Here is a 14,706-nt window from a genome sequence, read left to right on the forward strand (position 1 = left end):
TCGTATGACAAACATCGTAATAGAAAGTGAAGTTCGTAAAAAAGGAAAATTAGCAAAAAATGCAAGCTACACAATGAACGTAAAAACTACTGCAGAAAAAAATGATGCTTTAGTAAAAATCGCAGAACAACTGTTAATCGACCAACAATTCATTATTGAAGAAAATAAAAAAGACTTAGCAATTGGCAAAGAAAAAGGGTTACCTGATTCAACACTTGATCGAATTATGCTTAATGAATCTCGAATTCAAGCGATGTCTACAGCAATTCATCAATTAGTAGAGCTAGAGGATCCAGTTGGTGAAAAATTAGAATCAATTACAAAGGAAAATGGATTACTTATTGAAAAACGCCGTGTTCCAATTGGTGTAATCGGTATGATTTATGAAGCGCGTCCAAACGTAACGATTGACGCAGCAACACTTAGCTTGAAAACTGGTAATGCGGTGATTTTACGCGGAAGTTCTTCTGCAAAGTTTTCAAACATTGCCCTTGTTTCAACAATTCACCGTGCACTTGAGAAAACCGAGATTCCTTTAGAAGCTGTCCAATTAATAGAAGATACTTCCCATGAAACTGCTAAAGAATTATTTAACCTAACTGAATATTTAGATGTATTAATTCCACGTGGTGGTAAAGGATTAATCGATTTAGTCGTACGTGAGTCATCTGTGCCTGTTTTAGAAACAGGTGCTGGAAATTGTCACGTTTATGTAGATAATAGTGCAAATTATGATATGGCACTTAACATTATTCTAAACGCAAAAACTCAACGTCCTTCTGTATGTAATGCTGCAGAAAGTCTACTTATGGCTGAAGATTGGTTCAAGGAGCATGGTGTTTCCCTATTAAACCAACTTTCCGAAGCAGGGATTACAATCATCGGTGATGAACATGTTTGTAACGTCTTACCACAAGCTACTCTCGCAACCGAAGAAGACTATGCAGCAGAGTATTTGTCACTTACGTTAAGTGTGAAAGTTGTTGACAATGTATACGAAGCAATCAACCATATTAATACTTACGGTACAAATCATTCAGAAGCCATTATCACAGAAGATCAAATGGCTGCAGATGTCTTTTTAACAAGTGTCGATGCAGCAGCAGTTTATCATAATGCATCTACACGTTTTACAGACGGCTTCGAGTATGGCTATGGCGCTGAAATCGGAATTAGTACACAAAAATTACATGCGCGTGGTCCAATGGGATTACCTGCATTAACTTCAACAAAATATTTTATTCGTGGAAATGGTCAAATCCGAAAATAGAATACAAAAAAGTAGCACTAAACGTTCAGTTTAATGTGCTACTTTTCTTATTCAAATTAATCCTTAATTTAAATTAACGATTACCTTCTTCACTAGACTTCATGCATTGATTTAATATGCTCTAGATTTAGCAATATTGTATTCCCTCGAGCAGTACGAATCTCAATCATTTTATTATTCATATTCACTAACTTACCTATATGATGCGATTGTTCACCTAGGTTAAACACCACTAATTTATTTTTCATTTTTTCAATTTGGCGTTCAAAGCTAGCTTCAAATGTTGTTTTTGAACGATTTTTTAGCTCTTTATCCGTTAAATCAAAGGGACGTTGTTGATCCAGAAAAGGTATAAACCATTTTAAATGTTGTTTTGAAATGTATAGTGTTTTATAAATCGGCGAGTGGAAGATAAAATAATCACTCATAACATTATATATTATTCCATGAATTGGTTGCCTATTTGCAAAATAAATTTCAGTGTAAAACCCTTTCGCAAGGTTAAGCATTTCATCAAAAGTTAGTACTTTTTCATCATTTCCATTCAGATAGGTAGGTAAAATTGAAGGTCTTTGAATAGTGTCCATTTCATCCTGTACTACAGAAATATTGTCTACATGGTTCATTGGTATATAGACAAAATCATCGCCATCAAAAAGAACAATTATTTCATCATTAGATTCTATTAAAGTACCTCTAAAATCTGATTTTCCTACCAAATCTACTTTGACAATTTCTTTTTTAAATTGATTAAATACGTTGTTCAAACTCTCCCTCCTATCTGTTCAGAGAGTTTTGCAAGAACATTACTTATCTACGACGACGTCTTCTTCCACCTGAGCTATTTTCAGATTCGTTGTTATCACTTTCTTCGTTATTTTCTTCACCTGAAGAAGATGTTCCACTGATAATTATATTGCGAAGGTGGAACATAGATACGTAGATAATTTCTTCCTTAAAAATGATTGTTAGATAATCGTCACATACTTCGTTTAATACACCTTCTAATTTTTCAGGATTAATTTTTACCCAACGTCTACCTATTTTACAAAGTACACCTTTTAAATTATCCTCATCGAATAATCCTTCTAAGCCTTCAGGAACCGTTACACTTGATGCACCTTGATCTTTTGAATCAAGTGTAATACTTTTTACATGGTGTGTTGTATAAAGAATGACACCATCTTTTTTCGTTAATAGAACAAAGTAATCGTTACCTGCCTTGAGCAATTTTCCAACAGCCGCATTTGGTCCACCACGATCGACTCTAATGACCTGCCCTACCATTGTATCAAGTAAAGCTTTATTCATATCGACATAACCCTCCTATTTGTATTGTCTTGCTAAATATATGTGCTTTTATCCTATAATGAGATGTCATTAGCCTAGTTTTATAAAATTTACTAAGTTTTTTTGGATAAATGCAAAACAATAGTGATTAAAAAAAATAGTACAAATCATAATTGATTTGTACTTATTAAATAGTATATTCACGGGTTAGTCGATGGTTACTTAAGGGCATTGCTGACTATCGATCCGTCTCGGTGAACTTAATATTGATCACTTCTTCTGTTTGATTATTGAATGTTATATCAACAAATACACCGAATTCATGATTATCATCAGCTCTTAACCATAGCTTAAATTTTTCGACTGTATTTTCTGTGCCAACTTCTCGACCTATGTGAAGATAATCAACGACATTCGCATTAGGGTATTTTTCCATGACGTTTTGCATCGCCATTCTTCCCCATTTTGCATACTCGGGAGCAATTTCTTGAGCACTTGTTATTTCATCACTTGGAGGAGGTGTCATTATCTTGCCAACAACTGCTGTACCTATAATAAGCAATACGGAAACTGCAATTTTCATTTTCATCAACAGAAAACCTCCTTTTCTATAGTGTTTTCTGAACAAAGGAAGATATTCGGATAATCGTTATGTAAGTATTAACAGTGTATGTTATTTTTACGTTTATGCTAAATATACTTAATTTACTTTTTACTTTTATTTTTTATACAAAAAAACTGTCCCGCGACTCCGAGACAGTTTCATTTGACTTTATATGTTGCATATTGGATATAAAGTTTTTATTTTATTCGGTTACCCTCTGGCTTATGAATAAAATGCGTCAAGTCTATTGTGCATCACTGTGCAGCATTAATAGATGTTTTGGTTAATTTGTTGATACAAGCGTTTTAGCTTTGTCGATTTGAATGCGAACTTGATCGAATCCAGTTCCACCTAAAGAATGACGACGACGAACTGCAGCTTCAGGCTTTAATACGTCATAAACATCCTCTTCAAGTAATTCACTTTCCTTACGCATATCTTCAAGCGGTAAATCTAATAAGAAGATTCCACGTTGGATACATGTAAATACAAGTTTACCTGTTACTTCATGAGCTTCACGGAATGGCATACCCTTCGTTGCAAGATAATCCGCAAGTTCTGTCGCATTTGAGAAATCACTATGAACTGCACTGTGAAGACGTTCAGTGTTTACTGTCATCGTACGAACCATACCTTCAAAGATTTTTAATGCACCAAGAATTGTATGAACTGTATCGAACATACCTTCTTTATCTTCCTGCATATCTTTGTTATACGTTAAAGGAGTCCCCTTTAACACTGTCAATAATCCCATAAGATTGCCGTATACACGACCAGTCTTGCCACGAATAAGCTCTGCCATATCAGGATTTTTCTTTTGAGGCATAATCGATGAACCAGTTGAAAATGCATCGTCTAACTCAATAAATTTGAACTCATCTGTAGACCAAATGATAATTTCTTCAGCAAAGCGTGATAAATGTGTCATTAATAATGAAGAATTTGATAAAAACTCTACAATAAAATCACGATCACTCACTGCATCCATTGAGTTTGGATATACTTTACTGAAACCTAATAATTCCGCTGATTTTTCACGATTGATTGGGAAAGTCGTCCCAGCCATTGCTCCAGCACCTAATGGTAAAATATCGATACGTTTCATTGATTCGTTAAAACGTTCTTTATCTCGTTCTAACATCCAAAAATAAGCCATTAAATGATGTGCAAAGCTGATAGGTTGTGCACGTTGTAAATGCGTATATCCTGGTGCAATCGTTTCAATGTGTTGCTCAGCTTTTTCTAAAATCGTCTTTTGGAAAGCTTCGATTAATTCAACCACTTCAACAACACGTTTCTTTAGGAACAAGTGCATATCTGTTGCAACTTGGTCATTACGGCTACGGCCAGTATGTAATTTACCTCCAACCGGACCGATTAAATCTGTTAACATTTTCTCTAAATTTAAATGGATATCTTCGTTTGCTACATGGAACTCGAGTTCTCCAGCCTCTGCCTTCTTTTTTAACTCTGCTAAGCCAGCAAGAATTTGTTCTACTTCCTTAGAATCTAAAATTCCCTGTGCTCCTAGCATTGTTACATGAGCAACACTACCTTCAAGATCTTCCATTACTAATTGTTGGTCAAAACCAATGGATGCTCCAAATTCATCAACCCAAGATTCCGCTGACTTTTGGAAACGTCCACCCCATAATTTCGTCATAGGACACACCTAACCTTGTGTCAGGCTACTCTTAACAAGTAGCCTGTTATTTCAAAGATGATTATTTTTTAGCTAATACTGCTTTGTTTTTATTTACTTCTGATGCTACTACTGTTGGAAGACCCCATAGTTCGATGAAGCCAACAGCTGATGCATGGTTGAATTGGTCTGCTTTAGAATAAGTAGCTAATTCTTCACTATAAAGTGAGTTTGGAGATTTACGTCCTTCTACAATCGCATGACCTTTGAATAATTTCACACGTACAGTACCGTTTACGTATTTTTGAGTTTCTTTTAAGAAGCCTTCAAGTGCAACGCGGATTGGGTTGAACCATAGACCATCATAGATAACTTCAGATAGTTTGTGCTCAATAATTGGTTTGAAATGAGCTAATTCTTTCACTAATGTAATATCTTCTAATTCTTTGTGTGCAGTTAAAAGAACTTTTGCACCTGGGATTTCGTATACTTCACGAGATTTAATACCTACTAAACGGTTTTCAACGTGGTCGATACGTCCAACGCCATGAGCACCTGCAACTTTGTTTAATTCTTGAATTAGGTCAGCAAGTTTCATTTCTTGTCCATTTAATGATACTGGTTTACCTTCAACGAATTCGATTTCGATGTATTCTGGAGTATCAGGAGCGTTTTCTACAGAAACTGTTAAACCATAAGCTTCTTCTGGTGGTGCTACCCATGGATCTTCCATTACACCAGCTTCGTTTGCACGACCCCATAAGTTTTGGTCGATTGAGAATGGAGAATCGATTGTTGCTGGAACTGGTACACCATGTTTTTGAGCGTATTCGATTTCTTCATCACGGCTCCATCCCCACTCACGAACAGGAGCTAAAACTTCTAAATCTGGGTTTAATGCTTTAATTGAAACTTCGAAACGAACTTGGTCATTACCTTTACCAGTACAACCGTGTGCTACTGCATCTGCGTTTGTTGCATTTGCAATTTCAACTAATTTTTTAGAAATTAATGGACGAGATAATGCAGAAACTAATGGATATTTTTGTTCGTACCAAGTGTGACCTTGTAATGCAACTAATGCATACTCTTCTGCAAATTCGTCTTTTGCGTCTACCATATATGATTCAATTGCACCAACTTGAAGTGCTTTATTTTTAATAAATTCAAGATCTTTACCTTCACCTACGTCAAGACATACTGCGATTACGTCCCAACCTTGTTCTTTTAACCAAGGGATTGCTACAGAAGTATCAAGCCCACCTGAATATGCTAAAACTACTTTTTTATTTGCCATTGTCGTGTGCCTCCGATGTTTCATTTATGTATTTTTATACATGTTGAGTAAAAGTTTATACACGAATATTACCATGTAATAAAACGAAATACAAGTGTATTTAAATAAAAAATTTGACTTTTACAATTAGTATAAAAACATAGATATTTATAATGTTTACTTCGACTCGTTCATGTATCATTTTTTATTGAAAAAACTACTTCCTAGCTTTTCAACTAATGCAGGTGCTATTGCATAAAGTTTACTTGTGACTGACATATATCTTGGAAGATTTACTTCTCTTACAGGTTTATCAATCGTTTTTATCACTTCCTTTGCAACATGCTCGGGTTTTAATAAAAAACGTTCGATAGATGCTCGATAAGTATTTGTCGAATCCGCCTTTTTTATAAATGGCGTATCGATTGGTCCAGGAAAAACAGTGGTCACTGAAATATTAAATGGAGCAAGTTCCATCCTTAAGCCATTGGAAAAACCTGTAATTGCATGTTTTGAAGCAGCATATACACTTGCTTTTTTTGTTGCAACCTTGCCTGCTTGTGAACCAATAAAAATAATATGACCGTTCTTTTGGGCAATCATTTTTTTCGCAAATCGATTTGCTAATAAAATGGGTGCTTTCACATTCACATCAATCATTGAACTAATTTCGTCATCTGTTAAATCAAAGGCATTTTGAAAATACCCTACTCCAGCATTTAAAATTGCCACATCTATAGATGGAAGTAGATTAAAAACGTCTTCAATTTCTTCTAATTCTGATAAATCCGCTTTTAAAACATGTACACCTAATTGAGCTAAGCTTTGCAATGCATTTTCATCACGACCTGTACCATATACAACAAATCCTTTTTTTAAACAGTTTTCTGCAATTAGTCGTCCAATACCACTTGTTGCCCCAGTTATAAAGATACTTTTATTTTTCATAATAAAATGGATAATCCTTTCTCAATGTTTCCATAATACATATTATTGATTGTTAGTAAAAAAGGATGTCCCACTAGAGACATCCTAAATTCGATACTTATTCTATTCCTAATAATTTATACATTTCGTCCTTTGACAATAAAAAATCTGCCAATGTATAACCATCTAATACTTCGAGATAAGCTGTTAGAGCTTCCTTTAATGCAAATTTTAATCGACAAGCAGGAGAAATTTTACACATATTACTATTACTATCAAAACATTCAACAATGTGAAAATCTTCTTCTGTATGTCTTACAACTTGACCGATGTTGATTTCTTCTGGTTTTTTATTTAAACGAATGCCGCCTCCACGACCGCGGATTGTTTCTATTAACCCCAATTGACCAAGATCGTATGTAACCTTCATTAAATGATTTTTAGAAATATGATAAGTATCCGCAATCTCTTGGATAGTTGACAATCGATCTTCACCTTTTATTCCAAGATAAAGCAATACACGTAACGAATAATCTGTATATAAAGTTAAACGCATATTCGACACCACTCTTTCTTCTTACATTATAACATTTTTTTGAATAAATAACCGATATTGAAATTGTACATTATTAGATAGTTATTAAAAGATGTATTTTACATACTACATTTGTGTCTATTTTGTTAAAGATGTATTTATTATATTGCTTTTAACCTTTTCTGGATTTATAGTAAGTCATGTAAGCGTTAACTAAATCTTTTAAAACTTAAAAGGACGTGATTTTATGTTATCTCAACAAACAATCGACATTATCAAATCAACAGTACCAGTACTAGAAAAATACGGAGTAACGATCACAAAAACATTTTACAAAAACATGTTTGCTGAAAACCCACAATTATTAAACTATTTCAACCACGCAAACCAACAACAAGGCCGTCAACAAACAGCTCTAGCAAATTCTGTATATGCAGCAGCTGCTCATATCGATAACCTAGAAGCAATCGTACCGGCTGTAATGTTAATTGCACATAAACACCGTGCGTTAGGTATCTTACCTGAACATTATCCAATCGTTGGTCAAAACTTACTACGAGCTATTAAAGAAGTTCTTGGAGATGCTGCAACTGATGAAATCATCAATGCATGGGCAGAAGCTTATGGAGTAATCGCTGATGTATTCATTTCAGTGGAAGAAGATTTATATCAAAAAGCAGAAGCGAATGGCGGATGGCGTTTATTTAAACCATTTAAAGTAGCAAAAAAAGTAGCTGAAAATGATGAAGTTTCTTCATTCTATTTAGTTCCAGAAGATGGACAACCATTACCAGAATTTGAACCTGGTCAATATGTAACAGTACGTGTAAAACCAACTGGATCAGAGTATTTTGCTAACCGTCACTATACTGTATCTCAACCTTCAAACAACAATGAATATCGTATTTCAGTTAAACGTGAAGACGAAAATACTCCAGCAGGTGTTGTATCAACATTCCTTCACAACGAAATTAATGAAGGCGATACAGTTGAATTAAGTGCTCCAGCAGGTGGATTCACTTTAGTAGAAAACAATAATCCGGTATTATTTGTAAGCGGTGGTATTGGTGTTACACCATTAAACACTATGCTTCAAACAATGGAACTTGGACGTAACGTTACATTCTATCAATCAGCACGTAACAACAAATCAGTTGCTTTTAAAGAGCAAATTGAAAAGAAAATTGATGAACTAAACGGCACATACCGCATTCACTATTCAGATGAATTAGGCTACATCAAAAAAGAAGACTTAGCTCCATTCATCCAACCAAATACTGAAGTTTACGTGTGTGGTCCAGCTCCATTCATGGAATCAGTAATTTCAATTGCTAAAGAATTAAATGTATCGAACGAAAACATTCATTATGAATTCTTTGGTCCATTAATGACTGTTAATGCTTTACAAAAAGCTTAATTTAATTACTCTCTATACTCATTGATCATATCCCTATCACAATAAAAATAACCCCCATAGCAGGACTACACCCACCTGCTATGGGGAATTTTTATGTTAAACGATAATAGTATAAAACCCCTTCAATAAGTTCAATTTTTACGGCCCCTACATTCTCTAAATAGTCTAAATATCCAATTGTTTTCGACAAAGTTAGACCCAATTGTTCTTTAAACACTTGTGCATATAAAGTCATTGTTAATTCAAATACGTTCTTTGGTGTAGATAGTAGTTCCAATACTTCCATTGCACGATGTTTATCTTTTTCTATACGAATTGAAATAAGTTGATTAATATTAACTAAATCCCCACCATGCCCCGTATATAGTTTAGAGATATTTAAATCTTTTAGTATTTCTAAGGAGTTATGATATTGAACAAGGGATTTTGGGCGATCGAATGATAGATCGATTGGTGGCTCAACTAATGGATTTGATGCAATATGCTCTAATAATAAATCCCCACCAATTGCTTCATTTGATTTTTCATCTACAAAGATTAAATGGCTTTGAGCATGGCCTGGTGTATAATAAGCCTTTAATCCGGGATGGCCAGAGATCTCTTCTCCATCTTGAATATATTTCGTTAATGGTGTCGTACCTAACATTTCCAATTCATCTCTTACTTGAACAATTTTTTCAATATAACGTTCTGGAACCCCTTGTAATCTTAACTGCTTTCTGTAAAACTCATTCCGATAATGAATAAATTCTGGTGTTTGTTTCAACCAATGGTCCACATATTCATGACCTAATATCTGTGCCTGAGGAAATGCATCTACCCACCCAGCATGATCAGGATGATGATGAGTTAAGATGACCTGTTCGACATCTTCCATTTTATATCCAGCTTCATGAATTCCAGATTTCAATGCCTCAAAGGTTTCTTCTGTCTTCGGTCCAGCATCGAATAATGTAAGACAATCCCCTTTTAGTAAAAAAGCATTTACATCTCCTACTGGATATGGAGTTGGTAAAATAATTTTATGTATATCCATGGTATAACCCCCTAATTAAGTCCGAACTTATTCTCATATAATGAATTGCTGTTCATATTTTATCCCTTTTTATCTAATTCGTCACGACTTTATATTGACAGAAATAAAAAGAGTGAATATAATTTCAATAATTCAAAATATTTTTTTAAGCGATGATGAAGCCAAGTAAATGAATTTACGGTTTAAGAGAGTGCTGCATATGGTGTGAGTAGCATAACCCACTAAGTTCATTGAACCTACTTCGGAGCTGCTATGAAAACATAGCCGTATTCTCTGCGATAATGAGATTAATGAGTTGTGCCATAGTATTTGGCAAACAAAGGTGGTACCGCGGAAACTACAAGCGTTTTCGTCCTTAGTTTTAGGACGGAGCGCTTTTTTATTTCGTCCTTTGAATAGTTGAATTGTTACAACATACACATCTATTAATGGAGGGAATTTCATGCAAAAAATCTTATTTGTTGGTGCTGGGTCAATGGCAGAAGCTTTAATTCATGGTTGGGTTGAAGAAGAAGTTGTTCCAGCTCATCAGCTATATGTCACTAACCGTTCAAATAATGAAAGATTAGAATATTTACAAAATCAATATGGTGTTAACATCTTAAAAGAACATAATGAAATCTATAATATGGATTTAATTATCCTCGCAATGAAGCCAAAAGATGTTAAAGCAGCTTTTGATACAATTAAGTCTTTTATAAAACCGGAAACAGCCATTTTATCTGTAGTAGCTGGAATTGCCATTGAAACTATTGAACAAGGATTAGGAAGTAGACCAATTGCACGGGTAATGCCAAACACTTCTGCTGCAATTGGAATGTCTGCTAGTGGAATTTCCTTTAACGAGCAAGTAACACAAGAGCTTAAAACTTTATATTTACAAATGCTAGAAGCAATTGGTATTGTCATCGAAGTTGATGAAGATAAATTACATGCAATTACAGCACTTTCAGGAAGTGGTCCAGCATACTTGTACTATCTATTAGAAGCTTGGGAATCTGTTGGTCTTGAATTTGGTTTATCGAAGGAAGTTGTACGTAAGCTAATGGTTCAAACGATTGCGGGGTCAGCTGCAATGCTCCAATCAGTGAAGGAAGAACCTGATGTTTTACGGAGAAAAGTAACAAGTCCAGGTGGTACAACGGAAGCAGGAATTCGTGCTTTAGAAAATAATCATTTTACTGAAGCAATTTCCGCTTGTATTAAGAGTGCTGAGGCAAGATCCCGCGAATTAGCTAAAGGTGAATAGCTATTTCTAAAATAGCGAAATTATCACTTTTCTATTATCTCCTTACTATTCGGAATATTCTAAATATCCAGTAATATTTCCTAGGAAATGCATCATTTTGCTATTTGTCCTTGTCGAAAAAACGCATATCTTGATATAATTCATATCAAATTTTTACACAAATCAACATAATATAAGTAAAAACGCGTGCGAATTGTTGAAAATTGCGCACGCGTTTTGTTTTTATTCTATTATTTTGAACTTCTCGTAGTAGATTTTCCATCAAGCAATCAATATTTCCGGGTGATAATATTGCCAAACTACTACTAAGCTTTTATAAAACTCCTGCTTTTATTCTCTTAATAATTGAATATGTTGTATATATCGCCATTGGTCCAAGTACTACAGCAATAATTAGCCATAAATTTAATGCATTTGCAGCCTTTAAATTTGCATAGTTTGTTGTTATATAAATAATTACTCCAAACAATAATATGTAACTTAGTACATTTGGAAATATTACTAAAAGACGTAACACAGCAGGATTCATTTTCGGTTGATTCATCATATCCCTCCCCATTCTCTATCATAAACGAATATTACTCGAAAAATCTATATTTTTCTATAATATTCCGACTATAATTGATATCGATTAGAGAGAGAATTGGTTCTTATTTATAATTTATATTTCCCTGTCGTTATTCGAATGCTCGCTAAAGTCTTCAAAACTTTCTTCATTTCATCCGGTCCTGTATATCTTTGCTAAAAGAAATGTAAATTAACTTAGCAAAAATTTTGGTTCTTTTTTATTCTGCACAAAAGCATTAAAAAAAACACCTAAAAAAGGTGTTTCTACCATCAAAATTTGTTATTCTTCTATTATTTTTTCATCTTTCCAAAGATAATGAGAAAAATCTTTTGAAATGAAAGTATTTTCGAATACTTTCCTTGCGTCGATTAATAATTTTTGTAAATCTTCTGCAAGAAAACGGGCACTTATATGATTTAAAATCAAATTTCTTGCTTTTGCTTCCTTTGCGATAGTAGCTGCTTCAATATTAGTCGAATGTCCATAATTCGCTGCTAAGTGAGTGGTAGAGTGATCAAATGTCGCCTCATGGACAACAATATCTGCATTTCGGCTTAATTCAATCGCACTTTCACAATATTTTGTATCCCCTAATATCGTCACAACAAACCCCTTCTTCGGTGGTGAAGTGACATCTTTACTATAGACAACCGTACCGTCCACTAATGTTACATCAAATCCATTTTTTAATTTTCCTAACAGAGGCCCTTTTGGAACATTCAATTCCCTAGCTTTCTCAATTAATAATTCACCCGGTAAAGGTTTTTGTTCAATCCGATATCCAAAGCATGGAATCACATGTTCAAGTTCTTTTGCTTTTACAATCATTTGTTCATCTTCAAACACAATGCCGTCCTGAACTTCTACATATTCAATTGGATACGTGATATGTGTATTTGAAATGGCAAAAGTATTTTCAACCCATTCCTTTAACCCTTTTGGACCGTATAATGTTAGCGTATCTTCTCCCCCAAGAAAAGATCTGGAACTTAATAAGCCTGGTAATCCAAAAATATGGTCACCATGTAAATGGGTAATAAAAACCTTTTCAATTTTACGTGGTCGAATCGTAGTATGTAATATACGGTGTTGCGTTGCTTCTCCACAATCAAAAAGCCAAATCGTCCCTCGCTCTTCCAACAATCTTAATGCAAGTGCACTTGTATTTCGCTCTTTGGATGGCATTCCCGCGCCCGTACCTAAAAATTGTAGTTGCAATGATTGTACCTCCGAAGTTGACTATAATATTTATTCCTTTAAATCTTCTAAAAAATCCTTACTAAAACTCGTTTTTGAAGCAAAGCTTTGTTTTTTACCCATCTCTACTCCCTTTTTAAGTATACCTTTACCAAATTTCCGTTCCATTTCATCAATAAGTTCGTAGATTGGTTCTTGTTTTGCATATTCTTCAAAATTAAAAATCGACAGCTGCTGAACAGATTGTTTTCGATCTATAACATTAGAAACTGTTATACCTAACAGTCGAACTGGCTCACCATTCCAAGCTTTATGAAAGAGGTTAAAGGCTTCCTCAAATATATCTTCTTTTTGATATATAGGGTTTTGAAACGTTTTGCTTTTTGAATGATTATTCCAATTAGCATCTCGAATTTGAATGCTAATTGTAGAACCACAAAGATTTTTTACCTCTAATCGCTCCGCCACTTTACCTGCCAGCATTTCAAAGATTTTTTCTAATTCCTTGATATCTGTTTCATCAAAGGGAAGAGTTGTGGAATTCCCTACACTTTTCGTTTCATAAATTGCTTCTGGGTCCACTATTCTGCTGTCTTCCCCATTCGCTCTCGCTCTCAGCCTAACACCATTTTTCCCTAATTGTTGTCGTATGACACTTTCTTCAATTTTCGCTAGGTCACCTATCGTTTTTATATTAATGGAATTTAGTTTTTTCGCTGTACTTTCTCCAACACCATGCATCTCAATAACAGGTAATGGCCACAACTTGCTCGGCACATCCCTTTTCCTTAAAACAGTGATTCCCATTGGCTTTTCCATATCAGATGCTGTTTTCGCTAAAAATTTATTCGGTGCTATCCCAATTGAGCAAGGCAAATCTAACTCATTAAAAATACGAAGTTGAATTTCTTTCGCAATATCGAGAGGATGACGCTCTTTAGATAATTCGGTAATATCCATATACCCCTCATCTATGGATACAGGCTCGATCAATTCTGTGTAGCTTCTAAGGATGGTAAACATCGCTTTTGATGCTTGACGATATTTCGGAAAATCTGGAGGTAATAGAATCAGTTCTGGACATTTTCGTAAAGCCTCTCCCACATTCATGGTTGTATAAATGCCTTTTGCCCTTGCTTCATAAGAACTTGTAACAATAATTCCACGGCGTTCTTTAGGATTTCCTGCAATGGCAATCGCTTTCCCTTTTAATTCCGGATTATAGGATTGCTCAACAGAAGCATAAAAACTATTCATATCTACATGAAAAATTATCCGAGCCTTTGACATGTTCTTTCCTCCAGAAATGTAACCTCGATAGTTGTTACTAAATTTTATCATATTCTACAGGTTGTTTCCTTTTTACAATAAAAAGTATTCGACAATAATTTTCGCTAAGTTCTAATCTTCGACAGAAAGTCATAATGTATTACAAAGAGAGATGGAAGGTTTGGAGAAGGGACAAGATTTGAATAAAATAAAACATACTAACATTAGTAGTACAAACCAAGGCCATGGTTTGTGCTACTATTTTTTTATAGTAGAAGTGAAGGAAAGTCGAACAGCTCCAGGGACGTATGAGAGTCCGTAAAAAAAACCGGCTAACTTCACATCCTTATATGAATCAGTTTAGTATGTTGGGTCCAAGAGATCGTGTATAAGAAAGTGGAATCGATAAGGCAATGTGAGGACTTC

14 protein-coding genes and 1 other annotated feature are annotated in these 14,706 nt (G+C 34.6%); of the genes, 3 read left to right on the forward strand and 11 right to left on the reverse strand.

From position 1 onward, the window contains the following. Positions 1 to 4 precede the first annotated feature (4 nt). Positions 5 to 1,270 (forward strand): glutamate-5-semialdehyde dehydrogenase, encoded by a 1,266-nt coding sequence (locus tag D8M03_RS05570; protein WP_170148388.1) that lies wholly within the window; start codon positions 5 to 7, stop codon positions 1,268 to 1,270. 92 nt (positions 1,271 to 1,362) lie between these two features. Here the strand turns inward: D8M03_RS05570 and D8M03_RS05575 are convergent, their stop codons facing one another. The 7 genes from D8M03_RS05575 to D8M03_RS05605 all read right to left on the reverse strand — a co-directional run bounded on the left by D8M03_RS05575 (position 1,363) and on the right by D8M03_RS05605 (position 7,565). Further along, positions 1,363 to 2,037: a DUF2642 domain-containing protein gene (locus tag D8M03_RS05575; RefSeq protein WP_121213783.1), complete on the reverse strand. Its 675-nt coding sequence runs from the start codon at positions 2,035 to 2,037 to the stop codon at positions 1,363 to 1,365. A gap of 43 nt (positions 2,038 to 2,080) precedes the next feature. After that, the gene (locus D8M03_RS05580; RefSeq protein WP_121213784.1) at positions 2,081 to 2,581 is read right to left on the reverse strand and encodes a hypothetical protein; all 501 of its coding nucleotides are present in this window, start codon (positions 2,579 to 2,581) and stop codon (positions 2,081 to 2,083) included. Positions 2,582 to 2,798: 217 nt separating this feature from the next. Next, complete coding sequence (locus D8M03_RS05585) at positions 2,799 to 3,149, reverse strand: DUF3889 domain-containing protein (RefSeq protein WP_342768791.1); 351 nt, start codon at positions 3,147 to 3,149, stop codon at positions 2,799 to 2,801. A gap of 298 nt (positions 3,150 to 3,447) precedes the next feature. Next, entirely contained in the window at positions 3,448 to 4,827 is a 1,380-nt protein-coding gene (argH, locus tag D8M03_RS05590) for an argininosuccinate lyase (RefSeq protein WP_121213785.1), read from the reverse strand. A gap of 61 nt (positions 4,828 to 4,888) precedes the next feature. Then, positions 4,889 to 6,103, reverse strand: a complete 1,215-nt coding sequence (locus tag D8M03_RS05595) for an argininosuccinate synthase (protein WP_121213786.1) — start codon at positions 6,101 to 6,103, stop codon at positions 4,889 to 4,891. Between the two features lie 177 nt (positions 6,104 to 6,280). Continuing rightward, entirely contained in the window at positions 6,281 to 7,030 is a 750-nt protein-coding gene (locus D8M03_RS05600; protein ID WP_121213787.1) for an SDR family NAD(P)-dependent oxidoreductase, read from the reverse strand. A 97-nt stretch (positions 7,031 to 7,127) separates the two neighbouring features. Next, positions 7,128 to 7,565, reverse strand: coding sequence for an Rrf2 family transcriptional regulator (locus D8M03_RS05605; RefSeq protein ID WP_121213788.1), 438 nt, complete (start codon positions 7,563 to 7,565; stop codon positions 7,128 to 7,130). Between the two features lie 226 nt (positions 7,566 to 7,791). Between D8M03_RS05605 and hmpA the strand changes: the two genes are divergently transcribed. Further along, positions 7,792 to 8,961: an NO-inducible flavohemoprotein gene (hmpA, locus tag D8M03_RS05610; RefSeq protein ID WP_121213789.1), complete on the forward strand. Its 1,170-nt coding sequence runs from the start codon at positions 7,792 to 7,794 to the stop codon at positions 8,959 to 8,961. Between the two features lie 91 nt (positions 8,962 to 9,052). On the opposite strand, the gene D8M03_RS05615 is transcribed toward hmpA, so the two are convergent. Further along, entirely contained in the window at positions 9,053 to 9,997 is a 945-nt protein-coding gene (locus D8M03_RS05615) for an MBL fold metallo-hydrolase (RefSeq protein ID WP_121213790.1), read from the reverse strand. Positions 9,998 to 10,140: 143 nt separating this feature from the next. After that, positions 10,141 to 10,357, forward strand: a binding site (T-box leader). Between the two features lie 82 nt (positions 10,358 to 10,439). On the opposite strand from D8M03_RS05615, the gene proC reads away from it, so the two are divergent. Then, positions 10,440 to 11,246, forward strand: coding sequence for a pyrroline-5-carboxylate reductase (gene proC, locus D8M03_RS05620; RefSeq protein ID WP_121213791.1), 807 nt, complete (start codon positions 10,440 to 10,442; stop codon positions 11,244 to 11,246). Between the two features lie 313 nt (positions 11,247 to 11,559). Here the strand turns inward: proC and D8M03_RS05625 are convergent, their stop codons facing one another. From D8M03_RS05625 to D8M03_RS05635, 3 genes are all read right to left on the reverse strand, one after another. Beyond that, entirely contained in the window at positions 11,560 to 11,790 is a 231-nt protein-coding gene (locus D8M03_RS05625) for an acyl-phosphate glycerol 3-phosphate acyltransferase (RefSeq protein ID WP_121213792.1), read from the reverse strand. Positions 11,791 to 12,093: 303 nt separating this feature from the next. Next, entirely contained in the window at positions 12,094 to 13,032 is a 939-nt protein-coding gene (rnz, locus tag D8M03_RS05630; RefSeq protein ID WP_121213793.1) for a ribonuclease Z, read from the reverse strand. Between the two features lie 30 nt (positions 13,033 to 13,062). Then, complete coding sequence (locus D8M03_RS05635) at positions 13,063 to 14,301, reverse strand: DNA polymerase IV (protein WP_121213794.1); 1,239 nt, start codon at positions 14,299 to 14,301, stop codon at positions 13,063 to 13,065. Positions 14,302 to 14,706: the final 405 nt, after the last annotated feature.

It is taken from the genome of Ureibacillus endophyticus (assembly GCF_003628435.1).
Classification (GTDB): Bacteria; Bacillota; Bacilli; order Bacillales_A; family Planococcaceae; genus Ureibacillus; species Ureibacillus endophyticus.